15 protein-coding genes and 1 pseudogene are annotated in these 15,479 nt (G+C 69.4%); 11 read left to right on the top strand and 5 right to left on the bottom strand.

All coding sequences use genetic code 11. The features are described 5' to 3' along the window. Nucleotides 1-49: 49 nt before the first annotated feature. Both VM780_RS08965 and VM780_RS08960 read right to left on the bottom strand, forming a co-directional pair. Entirely contained in the window at nucleotides 50-844 is a 795-nt protein-coding gene (locus VM780_RS08965) for a tellurite resistance TerB family protein (protein WP_325446925.1), read from the bottom strand. Between the two features lie 73 nt (nucleotides 845-917). Continuing rightward, the gene (locus VM780_RS08960) at nucleotides 918-1,568 is read right to left on the bottom strand and encodes a bifunctional 4-hydroxy-2-oxoglutarate aldolase/2-dehydro-3-deoxy-phosphogluconate aldolase (protein WP_325446924.1); all 651 of its coding nucleotides are present in this window, start codon (nucleotides 1,566-1,568) and stop codon (nucleotides 918-920) included. Between the two features lie 155 nt (nucleotides 1,569-1,723). Between VM780_RS08960 and VM780_RS08955 the strand changes: the two genes are divergently transcribed. The 3 genes from VM780_RS08955 (at nucleotide 1,724) to nagA (ending at nucleotide 4,058) form a co-directional block, all read left to right on the top strand. Next, nucleotides 1,724-1,873 carry a hypothetical protein gene (locus VM780_RS08955; RefSeq protein WP_325446923.1) on the top strand — a complete coding sequence of 50 codons (150 nt, stop codon included), beginning with the start codon at nucleotides 1,724-1,726 and terminating at the stop codon, nucleotides 1,871-1,873. A gap of 173 nt (nucleotides 1,874-2,046) precedes the next feature. Next, a complete protein-coding gene (locus VM780_RS08950; RefSeq protein WP_325446922.1) occupies nucleotides 2,047-2,916 on the top strand; it encodes a BadF/BadG/BcrA/BcrD ATPase family protein in 870 nt (289 codons plus the stop codon). Next, on the top strand, nucleotides 2,913-4,058 hold the full coding sequence (gene nagA, locus VM780_RS08945) for an N-acetylglucosamine-6-phosphate deacetylase (protein ID WP_325446921.1): 1,146 nt from the start codon (nucleotides 2,913-2,915) through the stop codon (nucleotides 4,056-4,058). The genes VM780_RS08950 and nagA overlap by 4 nt, the downstream gene beginning before the upstream one ends. A gap of 352 nt (nucleotides 4,059-4,410) precedes the next feature. On the opposite strand, the gene hemA is transcribed toward nagA, so the two are convergent. Further along, nucleotides 4,411-5,640, bottom strand: coding sequence for a 5-aminolevulinate synthase (hemA, locus tag VM780_RS08940; RefSeq protein ID WP_325446920.1), 1,230 nt, complete (start codon nucleotides 5,638-5,640; stop codon nucleotides 4,411-4,413). A 212-nt stretch (nucleotides 5,641-5,852) separates the two neighbouring features. Here hemA and dapB point away from each other — a divergent pair, with 212 nt between their 5' ends. The 3 genes and pseudogenes from dapB to VM780_RS08925 all read left to right on the top strand — a co-directional run bounded on the left by dapB (nucleotide 5,853) and on the right by VM780_RS08925 (nucleotide 8,562). Then, on the top strand, nucleotides 5,853-6,659 hold the full coding sequence (gene dapB, locus VM780_RS08935; protein ID WP_325447009.1) for a 4-hydroxy-tetrahydrodipicolinate reductase: 807 nt from the start codon (nucleotides 5,853-5,855) through the stop codon (nucleotides 6,657-6,659). An 84-nt stretch (nucleotides 6,660-6,743) separates the two neighbouring features. Beyond that, nucleotides 6,744-7,361, top strand: a pseudogene (locus VM780_RS08930) (2,3-bisphosphoglycerate-dependent phosphoglycerate mutase); the annotation flags it as partial. A gap of 187 nt (nucleotides 7,362-7,548) precedes the next feature. Beyond that, nucleotides 7,549-8,562 (top strand): TraB/GumN family protein, encoded by a 1,014-nt coding sequence (locus tag VM780_RS08925; protein ID WP_325446919.1) that lies wholly within the window; start codon nucleotides 7,549-7,551, stop codon nucleotides 8,560-8,562. A gap of 12 nt (nucleotides 8,563-8,574) precedes the next feature. Here the strand turns inward: VM780_RS08925 and VM780_RS08920 are convergent, their stop codons facing one another. Beyond that, on the bottom strand, nucleotides 8,575-9,822 hold the full coding sequence (locus tag VM780_RS08920) for a penicillin-binding protein activator (RefSeq protein WP_325446918.1): 1,248 nt from the start codon (nucleotides 9,820-9,822) through the stop codon (nucleotides 8,575-8,577). A 119-nt stretch (nucleotides 9,823-9,941) separates the two neighbouring features. Between VM780_RS08920 and rsmI the strand changes: the two genes are divergently transcribed. From rsmI to metX, 5 genes are all read left to right on the top strand, one after another. Then, nucleotides 9,942-10,874: a 16S rRNA (cytidine(1402)-2'-O)-methyltransferase gene (gene rsmI, locus VM780_RS08915; protein ID WP_325446917.1), complete on the top strand. Its 933-nt coding sequence runs from the start codon at nucleotides 9,942-9,944 to the stop codon at nucleotides 10,872-10,874. After that, complete coding sequence (locus VM780_RS08910) at nucleotides 10,875-11,240, top strand: YraN family protein (protein WP_325446916.1); 366 nt, start codon at nucleotides 10,875-10,877, stop codon at nucleotides 11,238-11,240. It begins immediately after the preceding gene. Between the two features lie 17 nt (nucleotides 11,241-11,257). Further along, nucleotides 11,258-12,199, top strand: coding sequence for a glutathione synthase (gene gshB, locus VM780_RS08905; protein WP_325446915.1), 942 nt, complete (start codon nucleotides 11,258-11,260; stop codon nucleotides 12,197-12,199). After that, nucleotides 12,199-13,116 carry a penicillin-insensitive murein endopeptidase gene (mepA, locus tag VM780_RS08900; protein WP_325446914.1) on the top strand — a complete coding sequence of 306 codons (918 nt, stop codon included), beginning with the start codon at nucleotides 12,199-12,201 and terminating at the stop codon, nucleotides 13,114-13,116. Before gshB ends, mepA begins: the two co-directional genes overlap by 1 nt. Before the next feature lie 89 nt (nucleotides 13,117-13,205). Next, on the top strand, nucleotides 13,206-14,390 hold the full coding sequence (metX, locus tag VM780_RS08895) for a homoserine O-acetyltransferase MetX (RefSeq protein WP_325446913.1): 1,185 nt from the start codon (nucleotides 13,206-13,208) through the stop codon (nucleotides 14,388-14,390). Nucleotides 14,391-14,411: 21 nt separating this feature from the next. On the opposite strand, the gene VM780_RS08890 is transcribed toward metX, so the two are convergent. Beyond that, nucleotides 14,412-15,470 carry a DUF2125 domain-containing protein gene (locus VM780_RS08890; protein ID WP_325446912.1) on the bottom strand — a complete coding sequence of 353 codons (1,059 nt, stop codon included), beginning with the start codon at nucleotides 15,468-15,470 and terminating at the stop codon, nucleotides 14,412-14,414. Nucleotides 15,471-15,479: the final 9 nt, after the last annotated feature.

The raw sequence follows: 15,479 nt of genomic DNA, 5'->3' as shown, positions 1-15,479 counted from the left end.
CTTCGCCTGATGGCGGAGCCTCAGGGGCATAACGCTCGAAGAGCGAAAATTACGCCGTGGCGACGCCGGATTGTTTCGCCTGCGACGCGGTGGCCTCGAGATGAGCCACCAGCGGCGCGCCGAGACCGAGCTTTTCGGCGAAGGTCTTCAGAAAGCTCTGCTCGGCAGGTGAGTCCGGCTCGATCGTCAGCCGCGCCGCAAGCCAGACCTCGGAGGCGATCTGCGGCCCACGCGCTTCGGCTGCGATCGCATCGAGGTCGTCCGGACGCCCGAGCTGTTCAAGCAGGAACGCCTGCTCGTCGGTCCCCGCGCCTGAAGCCTGCAGGCCTTGGCGGATCTTCGAAATCTCCTCGCCGTCAATGCGCCCGTCCGCGCGCGCCGCCGCGATCATGGCGCGCACCAGCAAGAGCCCGAGAACCTGTTCCTCGGATGGGTTGGACGGCGCGAAAGGCGTCTCGGCGGGCGGGGGCGCGATCTGCACCGGCCCGGCCTGCGGCGTCGGCGGCTGCCCCGCGCCCTGCTGCGCCTGCTTTTCCTGGTAGTTCTGCCACGCCTTGTAGGCGAGCCCGCCGAGGATCGCCAAGCCGCCGAGCTGCATCCCGGAACCCGACAGCGGAGACTTCTTGCGGCCGCCGAGCAGCACCGAGGCGAGGCTGCCGGCGATCGCGCCGCCGGCGATGCCGCCCAGATTGCCGCGCGCCAGATCCTGCACCTGCTGCATCAGGTCGCCGGAGCCGCCGCCTTGCGGAGCCGGGCGTCGGTCGCCGTCTGGCGTCGGTCGGCCGCGGCCGGCCTGCTGGCCTGCGCCGAGAAGCTGGTCGAGGATCGCCCGGGCGTCGAACATGCTGAAATCTCCGTCGGCGGAAAGCCGTGGAGGAGGTAGGGAGGCCAAACCGCCGCAGCAAGCCCGACCGAGGTCAACGCGCCTTGAGCGCCGACGCCTCCCGGGCCAGCGACGTGATCCGGCTCCAGTCGCCCGCCTCGACCGCCTCCTGCGGCGCGACCCAGGAGCCGCCGACGCAGGCGACATTGCTCAGGGACAGGTAGCTTTGGGCGTTCGAGGCGTCGACGCCGCCCGTCGGCACGAAGTGCAGATCCGGCAGCGGCGCGATCAGCGCCTTGAGGAAAGCGGGGCCGCCCGCGGGACCCGCCGGGAAGAACTTCGCGAAGGTCGCGCCGCGCTCGGCGAGTTGCATCGCCTCCGATACGGTCGAAACGCCAGGCAGATACGGGATCGGGGCCTCGCTGCCCGCGGCCAGCACCCGCGAGCTCGTGCCGGGGCTGACCAGGAAATCCGCGCCCGCCGCGATGGCGGCCTGCACCTGCTCGGGCTCCAGCAGGGTTCCGGCGCCGACGGTGACGCCTTCGACTTCGTCAACGACGGCCCGCAGCGCGTCCAGCGCCTGCGGGGTGCGCATCGTGATCTCCAGCACCATCAGTCCGCCGTCACGGAGCGCCTTGGCGGCCTCCACGGCGGCCTGCGGCGACGAAAAGGTCAGAACCGGCAGCACCGGACACCGGGACAGGATCGCGGCCAGGCGTTCGGTCTTGGCGAGCGTGAACGACATGCGGGCTCCTTCCGGTTCGACGAACGGCGGAGGTCCATCGCTCCGCATCGCGCTGAGGTCAAGCGAGAGCGGCGAAAGTGAGGCGCAGGCGCCGCTCGCCCTTGCCTCTTCCGGCGGATAGGTTGCGGCGGTCGAAGCTCGACGGATGAATGCAGATGCCGCCTCGCAATGTTGAGCCGCATGGAGCGCCGGATCCGGTGTCGCGCGAAACCGCGCTGGAGCGGAAGCTCTGGATCGCCGGCTATGTGATCGTCATGCTGGTGCTGGCGGCAGGCGCAGCGCGCCGACTGATGACGCTGTTTTGAGGAGCGGGCCCGCCGCATGGACCGCTTCCGAACTGCACGACGGACGCCCGATCCGTCCTATCGTACGGCGATCCTGCGAATCGCGGCTCTACGCCTGCGGAACACTTCGAGCCACGACAGTGACTGACGGCTGCTTTACGACCATGCCTCCCGGCGCGCAGGCCGAGGCCGCGTTGTCGCCAGACCTCCTGTTTCTCGGCCTTGACGCGGGCGGGACGCGGTGCCGCGCCCGCATTCGCGACGCCGAGGGCCGCCTCGTCGGTGAAGGCGAGGCCGGGCCCGCCAATGCGCGGCGCGGGTCCCGGCTCGCCATCGAAGCGATGGTGACCGCCGCCCGGGCCGCGCTGGCGGCGGGCCGGCTGCCTGTGGACTCCCTCTCTCGCCTCGTGGCGGGCGCAGGACTTGCGGGCGTGTCGCAGACGCGGGAGATGGAGAAGATGCGCGCCGAGCCTCACCCGTTCGCGCGCCTCGAACTCGCCACCGACTTCGCGACCGCCTGCCTCGGCGCTCATGGCGGCGGCGACGGCGGCATCGTGATCGTCGGCACCGGCAGCGCCGCCTATGCGCGGATCGGAGGCGCGGAATTCCGGTTTGGCGGCTGGGGCTTCGAGGTCGGCGACGACGGAGGCGGAGCCCCCCTCGGGCGCGAGGTGGTGCGCCATGCATTGCGCGCGGCGGATGGACTCGCGCCACGTGGACCGCTCGCCGAGGAGGCGCTGGCCGCGCTCGGCGGCGATCAGGACGCCGCAGTGGAGTGGGTCGGCCGCGCCGCTCCCTCGGACTTCGGCCGGCTCGCGCCGCTCGTCTTCGCGCACGCTAACCAAGACCCTGAGGCGGCGCGCCTGCGTGACGAGTGCGCGGGCCACGTGACGTCCCTGGTCCTGCGCCTTGCGGCCTGTGGGGCGGAACGGGTGGCTCTGGTGGGCGGCCTTTCGAGCGCGATCGCCCCGCACCTCGAGGTCTCGGCGCAAGCGCTGCTGGTCGAGCCCGCTGCGGACGCCACCGAAGGCGCTCTCGCGCTCGCACGGAACAGCGCGCTGTGAGCCTCACGGCGCTCCTGCCCGACCGCCTGTTCGACGGCGACAGCTTCCGGGAAGGCTGCGCTGTCCTGATCGAAGGCGCACGGATCGCAGGCGTCGCGGCCGCCAACGAAATCCCTTCGCACGCTGCAGTCGAGGTCGTGCCCGGCCTGCTCGCGCCCGGCTTCATCGACGTACAGGTCAACGGCGGCGGCGGCGTGCTGCTGAACGACGATCAATCGCCCGCCGCAATGGCCCGCATCGCCGCCGCGCATCGCCGCTACGGGACCACCGGCCTGCTGCCGACGCTGATCACCGACGCGCGGGAGAAGATGGTCGCAGCGCTTCGAAGCGTCGAAACCGCGGTTGCGGCAAAGACGCCCGGCGTTCTCGGCGTCCACATCGAAGGACCCTTTCTCAACCCGGCGCGCAAGGGCGTTCACGATCCGGCGTTCATGCGAGCGCCCGACGAGGCGGATCTCGATCTGCTCACCTCGGCCGCCGCGGGCGCGATCCTGGTGACGCTCGCGCCAGAAATGGTTCACGCCGGCGCCATTTCACGTCTTTCAGCCGCCGGCGTCCGTATTGCGGCCGGCCACACGGAGGCCACTCCCGAGCAGCTCGAGGGGGCGCTGGCCGAGGGGCTTTCCGGCTACACGCACCTGTTCAACGCGATGCCGCCAATGGCGGGACGAGCGCCCGGCCCCGTGGGGGCCGCGCTGAGCGAGCGGAGAACGTTCTGCGGGTTGATCGCCGATCTGCATCACGTAGCGGCGCCCTCGTTGATGGCGGCGATCGCCGCCAAGGGGCCGCAGCGGATCATGCTGGTCACGGACGCGATGTCGACCGTCGGCGCCGAGATGACGGAGTTCGTCCTGCAGGGGCGGCGCATCTTGCGCGCTGGCGGACGTCTGACGACGGAGGATGGCACCCTCGCCGGCTCGGATCTCGACATGGCCACGTCCGTCCGCAACGCCGTGCAGCGCTTGCGAACGCCGCTCGCGGACGCCCTGGCGATGGCGTCCCGCAGCCCGGCGGAATTTTTGGGGCTCGAAAAAGAACGGGGCCGAATCGCGATCGGCTTCGCCGCGGACCTTGTGGCGCTCGACGAGAACCTTGAGGCGCGGGCCACCTGGATCGCCGGACAGCGGGAAGAAGCGAGCTGACGGATCAGCCACGAAAAGGCGGCGGTTCGAGCCGCCGCTTAGGCCTCAGCTCTGATCGCTGGCCTGCGTCGCCTTGGCGAGCAGCTCGGTCCAGACCATCATTCCGGTGATCCAGAAGGCGAACGGAGTACCTGCGAGAGGGTTCATCGACACTTTGCTCCACGCACGCGACTGTCTTCGGCCGCGACCAGGAAAGCAGCGGAACGTCCGCCGCGGCTCGTAGCATCAACTGCCTCTAGCCGCAGGGGTTCCTCAAAGTAGACGATGGTATCAGCGCAGCTTCGGAGGGCCGCCGGTCAGCGCAGATCGCAACAAGCGGCGTGACAGCGAAGCCCAAGAAGGCCGACGCAGCTCACTCGGCCGCGATGGCCTCGTAGCGGCGCGGCAGGTCGAGCTTGCCCCACACGGCGTCCAACGCCCGCGCGAGCTCGCGGATCAGCCCGTCATCATGCGCCGGCGATGGCGAAATCCGCAGCCGCTCGGTTCCGCGAGGAACCGTCGGGTAGTTGATCGGCTGGATGTAGATGCCGTGCTCCGACAGCAGCATGTCGGTGGCGGCTTTCGCCTTTTCGGGGCAGCCGACCAAAACCGGCACGATGTGCGTCTCCGACGGCATCACCGGAAGGCCGCGCGCCGCGAGCGCGATCTTGGTCTGCATCGACTGCCGCTGATGCCGATCCCGCTCGACCTGCGAACTCTTCAGATGGGCGACCGAGGCGCGCGCCGCCGCTGCGATCGCTGGCGGCATGGCGGTCGTGAAGATGAAACCCGGCGCATAGGAGCGGATGGCGTCGATGATCGGCTTCGAGGCCGTCACATAGCCGCCGATCACGCCAAAACCCTTGGCGAGCGTGCCCTCGATGATGTCGACGCGGTGCATCACGCCGTCGCGCTCGGCGATGCCGCCGCCACGTGGACCGTACATGCCGACCGCATGCACCTCGTCCAGATAAGTCATGGCGTTGTAGCGCTCGGCGAGTTCGCAGATCGCCGCAATCGGCGCCACGTCGCCATCCATCGAGTAGACGCTCTCGAACGCGATGATCTTGGGACGCTCGCGACCGGCCTCCTGGAGAAGCCGCTCCAGATCGTCGAGATCGTTGTGGCGGAACACCTTCCGCGCGCAGCCCGAGCCGCGCATGCCGGCGATCATCGAGGCGTGGTTCAGGGCGTCGGACAGGATGAGGCAGTTCGGCAGCAGCCGCGCGATCGTCGAAATCGACGCTTCGTTCGAGACATAGCCGGAGGTGAAGACGAGCCCCGCCTCCTTGCCGTGCAGGTCCGCGAGCTCGTGCTCGAGCAGGACCAGCGGATGGTTCGTGCCGGCGATGTTGCGGGTGCCGCCCGCGCCCGCGCCGACGCGCGTCGCAGTGTCGGTCAGCGCCGCCAGCACCTTCGGGTGCTGACCCATGCCGAGATAATCGTTGGAGCACCAGACGACGACGTCGCGCGCGCCGTCCGGCGCATGCCAGGTCGCGCGCGGGAAATCCCCCACCCGGCGCTCGAGATCGGCGAACACCCGGTAGCGCTTCTCGGCGTGGAGCTGCTCGACCGCGCGGCGGAAAACGTCGTCATAAGCCATTGGCGTCTCTTCCCGCGCACTTGATAATCATTCTAGAGCCAAATGTCGCGGCCTGAACCCCTGAAAGCGACAGAAGGCCGCAAGAAAATGGCTGCTAACGCGGCGCCGGCGCCTTGCGCTGCATCAAGCCGCGCCGAGCGCTTCCTGAGGGGGAACGCCGCTGATATAGGCGGGCGCAACGCGCCACCGCGGGAGGTTTCGCCATGACAGCCATGCGCCTGATCGTAGCCGGAGCGGCCGGCCGCATGGGACGCGCGCTGGTCCGCGCCATCGCGGAAGCCGAGGGCGTGACGCTCGCCGGGGCGTTCGAACGGGCCGGATCTGACGCGATCGGTCGCGACGCCGGGGAACTCGCCGGCGTCGGCCCGCTTGGGGTAGCGGTGGTGGACGATCCGCTGCCGCTGGTGGCCGCGGCGGACGGCGCGCTCGATTTCACGACGCCCGACGCGACCGTCGCCCTGTCGGCCCTCGCCGCCCAGGGCCGCATCGTCCATGTGATCGGCACCACCGGCCTCGACGAGACGCACCTGCAGCGCCTGGACGCCGCCGCCCGGCATGCCGTGATCGTCCGCTCCGGGAATATGAGCCTCGGCGTCAATCTTCTGGCGGCGCTGGTGCGGCAGGCGGCGCGCGCATTGGGTCCCGACTGGGACATCGAGGTGCTCGAGATGCACCACCGCGCGAAAGTCGACGCGCCGTCCGGCACCGCGCTTCTCCTCGGCGATGCGGCGGCGGCAGGTCGTGAGGTCGAGCTTGGCGAGAACGCCGTCCGCTCCCGCGACGGGCATACGGGGCCGAGACCCGCCGGGGCGATCGGCTTCGCGACGCTCCGCGGCGGAACCGTGGTGGGCGATCACACGGTGATCTTCGCCGGGGCCGGCGAACGGCTCGAGCTCACCCATCGGGCGGAAGACCGCATGATTTTCGCCCGCGGCGCCGTGAAGGCGGCGCAGTGGGGTTTCCGGCGCAAGCCCGGGCACTATTCGATGGCCGACGTGCTCGGGATCCCTTCCGCCTGAGCAAAACCCTCGGTGCAATCCGGCGGCGCCTGCGATAAGGGATCGCTGCCGCCGCCCGCGGCGCCGCTTCTGGAGCTCATGCGTATGGAACGTCGCCTCGTCCTCGTCCGACACGGCCAGAGCGAGTGGAATCTCAAGAACCTCTTCACTGGCTGGAAGGACCCCGAGCTCACCGAGCGCGGTCTTGAGGAGGCGAGAGAGGCGGGGCGCCGCCTCAAGGCCGAAGGGCTGAAATTCGATATCGCCTTCACCTCCAAGCTGCAGCGCGCGAAGCGCACCAACCAGTTGATCCTGGAGGAACTCGGCCAGCGCGGCCTGAAGACGATCGAGGATGAGGCGCTCAACGAGCGCGACTATGGCGAGCTGACCGGCCTCAACAAGGACGACGCGCGCAAGACCTGGGGCGACGGCCGCGTGCTGCTGTGGCGTCGTTCCTACGACGTGCCGCCGCCGGGCGGCGAAAGCCTGCGGGATACTGTGGCCCGCACCCTTCCCTATTTCGTCCGCGAGATCCTGCCGCATGTGCTGCGCGGCGAAACCACGCTGGTCACCGCCCACGGCAATTCGCTGCGAGCGCTGATCATGACGCTGGAACGGCTCTCGCCCGACGCTCTGCTGGAGCGGGAGCTCTTCACCGGGGCCCCGATCATCTACGAGATGAACGCTGACTCCACCATCGCGTCCATCAAGGACCTTGCCGGACCTCCGGCCGCAAAGGGCGAGCAGGCGGAAGCGCCGCCAGACCGGCCAGGCCGCGACGATACGAATCAGTAAGATGTGATTGGCCGTCGGCGCGATCGGGCGCATCTTTGTTCCGATGGCGCGTTCGGCGGATGCGAAGCCTGGTACGGCGGCGAGATCGTTCGGCTCGCTTGCGGCGCTCGTTCTTTTGCTTGTCGCCACCCAGCCTGCCAGCGCTGACGACCAGAACGCGGCGGGCGGCCCGGCCGGCCAAGCCGCCTCCGGGCGCGTGGACCCGTGCGGCGGCATCGATCTGGTCCAGGCGCTCAAGCTCAGCGATCCGGCTGGGTTCGAAAAATTCGAACACAGCGCCCGCGGGATCGCCAATGGCCAAGGGCTGCTCTGGCGGATCGAAAGCCGCGCCGGAAAGGTGTCGTACCTGTTCGGCACGATGCACTCGAGCGAGCCGGCCGCCAGAAGCTTCGACGATCTGGTCCTGCGCGCGCTTGGCCGCTCCACCGTCGTGGCGACGGAGCTGCCCGGCGCGAGCACCCGGCGGGTGGCCGCCGAACTTCGCCGGCTGGTGGCCAACCGGTCGTTCAGGCCCCAGGGCGGCGCCCTTTCGGGACTTGAGGACGACACGCGCGAGGAGGTGGAGCGGCGCATCTCGGTCGCAGGCATTCCGCCTGCAGTGGCCGATCAGTTGCAGCCCTGGTACCTCGCTCTGACCCTGTCGCGCTCGAACTGCGCGGCGAGCGCCGGAACTGCGACCGACACCGAAACCGCCGACGCGAGGATCGAACGGCTCGCCGTCGAACAGGGAGCAACCCTGCTGGGGCTCGAGAGCCCGGTGGAGCAGGTCGACGCCCTCGCATCCATCCCGGATGACGTGGCGCTGCGCATGCTGCGCGACACCGCCGCCAAGCGTCTGAAGCCGGAGGATATGGAGAGCACGATCACCGGCCTCTACTCGACGCGCCGGATCGGCTACCTGCTCGCGATGCGCGGGCCCGCGTGGGCGGGCGTGTTCGACATCGACGGCTATGCCGAGTTCATCTCGGCCTTCATCACCCGCCGCAACCTGACGATGCTGCAGCGAGCGCTGCCGATCCTGATCGCAGGCGACGCCTTCATCGCGGTCGGCGCGCTGCACCTGCCGGGCGATTACGGGATGGTCGAGTTGATCCGGCGCGCGGGCTTCAGCGTCACCCGGATCTGGTGACGCTGACCGGCGTCAGTTGGCGGGCGTCGCCGGCGAGGCCTGCGCGGTCTGTCCGCCGAAGCTCGAGGGCGCCGGGCTGATCACGCGGGGGCCGCCTGGACCGATCTGGTAGACCGCCAGCGCACGCTCATTGCCGCCGTCGGCCCGGAACCGGAAGGTGCCGTCGACACCTTTGAAACCGGAGGGGTTCGCGAAAGTCTCACTCGTCAGGGCGCCTGGCCCTTGCGTCTTCACCAGCGCAGCGACGAGGGACGTTGCGTCATAGGCGAGCGAGGCGGTCCGCACCGGCTCCGACCCATACTTCGCCTTGTAGCGCTGCGCGAAAGAGCGGAAGCCCGCGTCGTCAGGAGCGGCGTACCAGGCGCCGGCGAGGCTCGCGTCCCGCGCGAGCGCCGGATCATCCCAGAGGCCCGTGCCCAGAAGCTGCAGCCGCTTGAGGTTGACGCCGTTGGTGGCGAGCATCCCCACGATCGTTTGCACGTCGTCGGCCGTGTCGGGGATGAACAGCGCGTCCGCCTGCGGGAGCGACTCGGCGAGCCGGGCGACCGGCTCGGTCATCTTGGACCGCTCCGTCGGATAATGCTCCAGCCCGACCACTCGACCGTCCGCCTTGGCCACCGCCTGCTGGAACGCGGCCTCGACCACTGAACCGTAGCCGGTCTCGGGCAGCAGCGCCGCGAAGGAGCGCTTACCCTTGGACACAGCGTAGTTGACGATCCGCTGCACGTCCGATTCCGGCATGAAGCTCAGCAGATACACGCCCGGCGCCGCGACGTTCGAGTCGGTCGAGAAGGCGAGGATCGGCACGCCGCGAGGCTTGGCCACGCGCGCTGCGGCGACGACCGAATGCGCGAACAGCGGGCCGATGACCAGTTTGGCGCCGTCGTCGGTCGCGGCCTGAACCGCCGCCTGCGCGCCCTGCGCGCTGCCGCCGTCGTCCTTCACGACAAGCTGGATATCGGGCGTGTTGAACTCGGAGAGCGCAAGTTCCGCGGCGTTCCGCATCGACTGCGCCGCAAGCCCCGCATTGCCGGAGGCGGAGGCGGGCAGCACGAGCGCGACCTTCACCGACCCTTGGCCGACCACCTCGCCGAGCGGCTTGCTCTCGACCTGGGGCGTCGGAACGCCCTGCGTCGGATCGAGCGTCGCCTCGTCCGGCCCGCCCTCGGAGGCGCAGGCGGTCAGCGCGAGCGCCGCCGCGACGACGAGGGCGGCGCGCCTGAGGCCGCGCATGTGGAAGGTCATCATCATCACCGCCATTCGGGCGGCCGCCCCCGCTGCGCCCGCGCCGCTCGCCCCGATGATCCGCCAGGAGGCGCGGCTTTCCGCAGACGCGCGCCCCCGATAGACTTCGACTTCCGTACCTGACGAGTTCCGCGATGCCAAGGCCCGAGCGGCAGGATAGCCATCCAGATACCCCGCCCGCCGGCGACGAGGCGCGAAGTTACCTGATCGCCGGCCAGCGCCTGAGCGCAAGAGCGCTGCAGCCCGGTCTGCATGTGGTGGCGACCCCGATCGGCAATCTCGGAGACGTGACCCTGCGGGCCCTCGAGACGCTCGCCGCCGCGGATCTCATCCTGTGCGAGGACACCCGCGTCACCCGCAAGCTGACGAGCCACTACGGCATCTCCGCGCCGCTCGCCGCCTATCACGAGCACAACGCCGCCGAGGTGCGGCCGAAGGTTCTCGCGCGGCTCGAGCAGGGGCAGCGGATTGCGCTTGTCAGCGACGCCGGCACCCCGCTGGTTTCGGATCCGGGCTTCAAGCTGGTGCGGGACCTCATCGGCGCCGGCGGCTTCGTCACCGCGGCGCCTGGAGCCTCCGCCGTATTGACGGCTCTGGTGCTGTCCGGACTGCCGACGGACCGCTTCTTCTTCGAGGGATTCCTGCCGCCGAAGGCGCATGCGCGTCGCGCCCGCGCGGCCGAACTCGCGCGCGTTCCGGGCACGCTGGTGCTGTTCGAGAGCGGCCCTCGGGTCGCCGGCGCGATGGCGGATCTCGCCGACGTCCTCGGCCCGCGCGACGCTGCTCTGGCGCGGGAGCTCACCAAGCGGTTTGAGGAGGTCCGGCGCGGAACGCTGCCCGAGCTTGCGGCGGCGCTCGCCGCCGAACCTGATCCAAAGGGCGAGATCGTGCTGGTCATCGCGCCGGCCGAGGCGGCGGAAGCCTCCGAGGCGGACCTGGACGAACTCCTCAGGCAGGCGCTCGCCAGAACGACCGTGAAGGAAGCCGTCGCCGAAGTCGCCTCCGCCTCCGGGCTGCCGCGCCGGGAGGTTTATGCGCGCGCGCTCGAGATCAAAGCGGGAGCGTAAATGGCTCAGCCCGGCGCCCGGCTTCGAGCGTTCCACCGCGGCCTGCAGGGCGAGACGATCGCTGTGTGGCTGCTGCGCCTGAAGGGCTGGACGATCGTCGCGAGACGCTTCTCCGAAGGCCCGGGCGAGGTGGACGTGGTCGCGGCCCGCGGTCGCACCCTGGCCTTCGTGGAGGTGAAGGCGCGCGCCGATTTCGAGGCGGCAAGCGAGGCCGTAACCCGTCGCCAGCAGGCGCGCATCCGCCGCGCCGCAGAGAGCTTCCTTGCGCGACGGCCCGCTTATGCGGGATATCTCGTCACCTTCGACGTGGTGCTGATCGCTCCGCGCCGATTTCCGAAGCACATGCCGAACGCCTTCGGCCTGTAGCAGTCGCGGGATCAGTCATGTCGCTTCGCGTCGCCGTGCAGATGGATCCGATCGAGCGGATCAATATCGCGGGCGACTCGACCTTCGCCCTGATGCTGGAGGCGCAGGCGCGCGGCCACGAGCTTTTCGTCTACATCCCGGACCGTCTTTCGCAGATCGGCCGCAACGTCTTTGCGACCGGCCGTCCCGTCAAGGTGCGGGACGCGCCGGGCAATCATTTCTCGGCCGGCGAGGAGATGCGGATCTCGCTCGCGGATGAGACGGACGTGATCCTGCTGCGGCAGGATCCGCCTTTCGACATGGCCTATGTGACGACGACCCACATGCTGGAGCGCGTCCATCCCAAGACCCTGGTGGTGAACGATCCGGCCAGCGTCCGGAATGCGCCGGAAAAAATCTTCGTGCTCGACTTTCCGCATCTGATGCCGCCGACGCTCGTGACCCGCGACAAGGCGGAAATCGCGGCCTTCCGCGACGAGCATCGCGACATCGTCGTGAAGCCGCTCTACGGCATGGGCGGGGCCGCGGTGTTCCGGCTGACGCCCGACGATCTCAACTATGGATCGCTGTTCGACTTCTTCACCACGAGCTTCCGAGAGCCCTGGATGGTGCAGAAATTCGTGCCCGGCGTCCGCAAGGGCGACAAGCGCATCCTGCTTGTGGACGGCAAGTTCGCCGGCGCGGTCAACCGCGTGCCGGCCGAGGGCGACCTGCGCTCCAACATGGTGCGGGGCGGCGCGGCGGAGACGACCGAGATCACCGCCCGCGAACAGGAAATCTGCGAGACGATCGGGCCGGAGCTTTCGCGCAGAGGACTGATCTTTGTGGGCATCGACGTGATCGACGGCTGGCTCACCGAGATCAACGTCACTTCGCCGACCGGCGTCAGGGCGATCAAGCGGCTCGGCGGCCCGGACGTCGCGGTCGCCGCCTGGGACGCCATCGAGGCGCGGCGCTGATGAAGGCTTTGACTGCGGTTGCGGTCGCCGGCGTGTTCGCGGCGATCGCGACGGCCGCACGCGCGCAGGACGTGCGGCCGCCTGACTTCCAGCTTCCCCCACTCGCCTCCGTCACGGCGCTCACGCCCGCCAAGGAGTTGTTCGGACGCGTGGTGCGCCCGAGCGACGGTCCGGAGCGCTCGATCGGTTTTTACTCCAACGGCTGCCTCGCCGGCAGCGTCGCGCTGCCGCTTACCGGCCCGACCTGGCAGGTCATGCGACCGGGCCGAAACCGCTATTACGGGCGCAGGAAGCTTGTGAGCTTCGTCGAGCGCCTCTCGCGCCGGGTTGCGTCGAACACCTCCTGGGCGGGCCTGCTGATCGGAGACATGTCGCAGCCGCGCGGCGGGCCGATGCTGGGCGGCCACGCCTCGCACCAGATCGGGCTCGACGTCGACGTCTGGCTCCGCCAGATGCCGTCGCAGGTCATCAGCATGGCGCAGCGCGAGACCATCATGTCGACCACGGTGGTTTCAGACGACAGGCGGGACGTGAACCGCTACTGGACCCCCGACACGCTGCAGGTGATCAAGGACGCGGCGACCGATCCTGAGGTCGAGCGGGTGCTGGTCAATCCTGCGATCAAGAAGGCGATCTGCCGCCAGGCGCGCGGCGACCGCTCCTGGCTCCAGAAGGTTCGGCCGAACCGGGGGCACGACTACCACATGCACGTCAGGCTGGGCTGCCCGGCCGGCGAAAGCTCCTGCCGTCCGCAGCGCGACGTGGTCCCGGGCGAGGGCTGCGGACGCGAGCTGGATTACTGGTTCACCGACGCCGTCCTGCATCCCAGGCCCGCGCCAAAGCCTTCCAAGCCGCCGCCGCCCTTCACGGTCGCCAAGATGCCCGCAGCGTGCGCCGCGGTCCTGAACGCGCCCTGACCCAGCGCGACGAAGTTGACAGCGCGGTCCCGGAGCGCTTCACCCTTCGGGTTCGATTGCGGTGAGGGGCCACAGGCCTGCTTGAGGCGATGAACCAGGCGACGATCGAACTGTCGGTGAATGCGTCGGCGCGCCGCGAGGCGGACTCGCCGCGCTCTCTCGTCGCGACTATCGCCAAGCCGCTCAGGCTCGAGTCCGGCTCGACGCTAGCGCCCTTGCGGATCGCCTACCAGACCTACGGCCAGCTGAACGCGGATCGCAGCAACGCGGTTCTGGTGTGCCATGCGCTGACCGCCGATCAGCACGCCGCCAACATTCACCCGGTGACCGGCAAGCCGGGCTGGTGGTCGACGATGATCGGCCCGGGCCTGCCGATCGACACCAACCGCTTCTTCATCATCTCGTCGAACGTCGTCGGCGGCTGCATGGGCACGACCGGGCCGGCCTCCACCAACCCGGAGACCGGCGAGCCCTACGGGCTCGATCTGCCGGTCGTCACGATCCGCGACATGGTCGATGCGCAGGCGATGCTGATCGACCATCTCGGCATCCCGGACCTGTTCTGCGTCGTGGGCGGCTCGATGGGCGGCATGCAGGTGCTGCAATGGGCGGCCCGTCATCCGGACCGCGTCTTCGCCGCGCTGCCGATTGCGAGCGCGGCGAAGCATTCGGCCCAAAACATCGCTTTCGATGAGGTCGGCCGGCAGGCGATCACCGCCGACCCCGACTGGCGCGGCGGCCGGTACCTGCTGGAAGGCACGGTGCCCCGCAAGGGGCTGGCCGTCGCCCGCATGGCCGCGCACATCACCTATCTGTCGGAACCTGCCCTGCAGCGGAAATTCGGCCGCAATCTGCAGGACCGGGACAGGCGCACCTTCGGGTTCGACGCCGATTTCCAGATCGAGAGCTATCTGCGCCATCAGGGAGCGAGCTTCGTCGAACGTTTCGACGCCAACAGCTATCTCTACGTGACCCGCGCGATGGACTATTTCGACCTCGCGGCGGACCATGGCGGCTCGCTCGCCAATGCCTTCCTGGGCACCAAGACGCGTTTCTGCGTGGTGTCGTTCACCTCCGACTGGCTTTTCCCGACGGAGGGTTCCCGGCAGATTGTGCATGCGCTGAACGCCGCGGCCGCGAATGTCAGCTTTGTCGAGATCGAGACCGACAAGGGCCACGACGCCTTCCTGCTCGACGTGCCGGAACTGTTCGCGACCACGAAGGGCTTCATCGACGCCGCAGCAAAAGTGCGGGGCCTGCCTGACGCCGGCTGAACGCGCCCTCCTGCGCGTCGATCAGAAGACCGGCGGCAGCTTGTAGACCTTTATCGGCCCGATCTCGACCTTGCCGCGCTCGATCCTGACGCGATAGCTGGTGGCCGGCTCGCCGTTGAGCTCGGCCGGCGCGCCAAGCATCTGCGCGCCGATCCCGAGCAGCGACGCCAGCGCGGTCTTCTTGCCGCCTCCGACGAGGTCCTTCAGGAGGCCGTCGATCCCGCGAGCGACGACGTCGCCGCCGCCGTTGACGCGGCCTTCCGTGTCAAGGCCGAGATCCCCGCGCGCTTCGGCGGCGACGTCCCCTCTGACGATGCGGGCGAGCGCCACGTGCAGCCTGCCGCCGGCGGCGGCGAAATCCTTCAGGCGCTCCGAAGTCGGCCGCGGCCTCAGATCATCGAGCCCCCGCGCTTCCGCCTGGATCTCAAGCGAGACCGGGCCCGAGCCGATCGCGACAGCGTCGAGCAGCGGAGCGGTTCCCTCGTCCACTTTGGCGGCGAGATCATAGGAGCCCTCCTGCTGCCCGGGCGCGCGGCGGACGTGAACCTGAAGCGCCTTGGCCGAACCAAGTTCGGAATCGCCGGCAGTCAGCCGCGGCTCCGTCAGCGCGACGGAGGTCCGCTCAAACCGGTTGCCGCCGATCAGCATGCTCGCCTGCGCAAGGGCGAAGCTCATCTCGGAGCGGCCGCCGCTCGCGTCGGTGATCTCGACCGGGCCGCTCAACTCGCCGATCAGCCGCTTCGGGTCGTAAACCTGAGCGACGGCCATGAACCGGGGCGCCGTCGCCACGACGGGGCCGCCGTCCGCCGGCACGGTCGCCGTCAGGCGATCGCAGATCAACTCCACGCGGAACGGGAAGCCGACGATGCGCCGATCTGCGCAGGCGTACACGCGGCCGTGCGCCGCCTCACGCGTCAGGGCGTCGGCAATAGCCTCGTCGGCCCGATGGGCCGCATAGAACCAAAACCCCGACCACGCCGCCGCTGCGATGAGCAATAGCGTGAAGGGCAGGAAGATCGGCCAGCGGGACCGCCGAGGCTGCGGCGGGATCTGGTCGACCGCGGGATGCGATTGGCTCATGGACGTCCA

It is taken from the genome of Hansschlegelia sp. (genome assembly GCF_035538955.1).
Taxonomy (GTDB): Bacteria; Pseudomonadota; Alphaproteobacteria; order Rhizobiales; family Methylopilaceae; genus Methylopila.
The sequence above is the reverse complement of the archived record's forward strand: the minus strand, read 5'-3'. Positions and strand labels throughout refer to the sequence as shown.

Excerpts from the sequence above, each read along its gene's own strand:
- VM780_RS08965 (WP_325446925.1), bottom strand. The coding sequence starts at position 844 with ATGTTCGACGCCCGGGCGATCCTCGACCAGCTTCTCGGCGCAGGCCAG.
- VM780_RS08960 (WP_325446924.1), bottom strand. The coding sequence starts at position 1,568 with ATGTCGTTCACGCTCGCCAAGACCGAACGCCTGGCCGCGATCCTGTCC.
- VM780_RS08955 (WP_325446923.1), top strand. The coding sequence starts at position 1,724 with ATGCCGCCTCGCAATGTTGAGCCGCATGGAGCGCCGGATCCGGTGTCG.
- hemA (WP_325446920.1), bottom strand. The coding sequence starts at position 5,640 with ATGGCTTATGACGACGTTTTCCGCCGCGCGGTCGAGCAGCTCCACGCC.
- dapB (WP_325447009.1), top strand. The coding sequence starts at position 5,853 with ATGCGCCTGATCGTAGCCGGAGCGGCCGGCCGCATGGGACGCGCGCTG.
- VM780_RS08920 (WP_325446918.1), bottom strand. The coding sequence starts at position 9,822 with ATGGCGGTGATGATGATGACCTTCCACATGCGCGGCCTCAGGCGCGCC.
- rsmI (WP_325446917.1), top strand. The coding sequence starts at position 9,942 with ATGCCAAGGCCCGAGCGGCAGGATAGCCATCCAGATACCCCGCCCGCC.
- VM780_RS08910 (WP_325446916.1), top strand. The coding sequence starts at position 10,875 with ATGGCTCAGCCCGGCGCCCGGCTTCGAGCGTTCCACCGCGGCCTGCAG.
- gshB (WP_325446915.1), top strand. The coding sequence starts at position 11,258 with ATGTCGCTTCGCGTCGCCGTGCAGATGGATCCGATCGAGCGGATCAAT.
- mepA (WP_325446914.1), top strand. The coding sequence starts at position 12,199 with ATGAAGGCTTTGACTGCGGTTGCGGTCGCCGGCGTGTTCGCGGCGATC.
- metX (WP_325446913.1), top strand. The coding sequence starts at position 13,206 with ATGAACCAGGCGACGATCGAACTGTCGGTGAATGCGTCGGCGCGCCGC.
- VM780_RS08890 (WP_325446912.1), bottom strand. The coding sequence starts at position 15,470 with ATGAGCCAATCGCATCCCGCGGTCGACCAGATCCCGCCGCAGCCTCGG.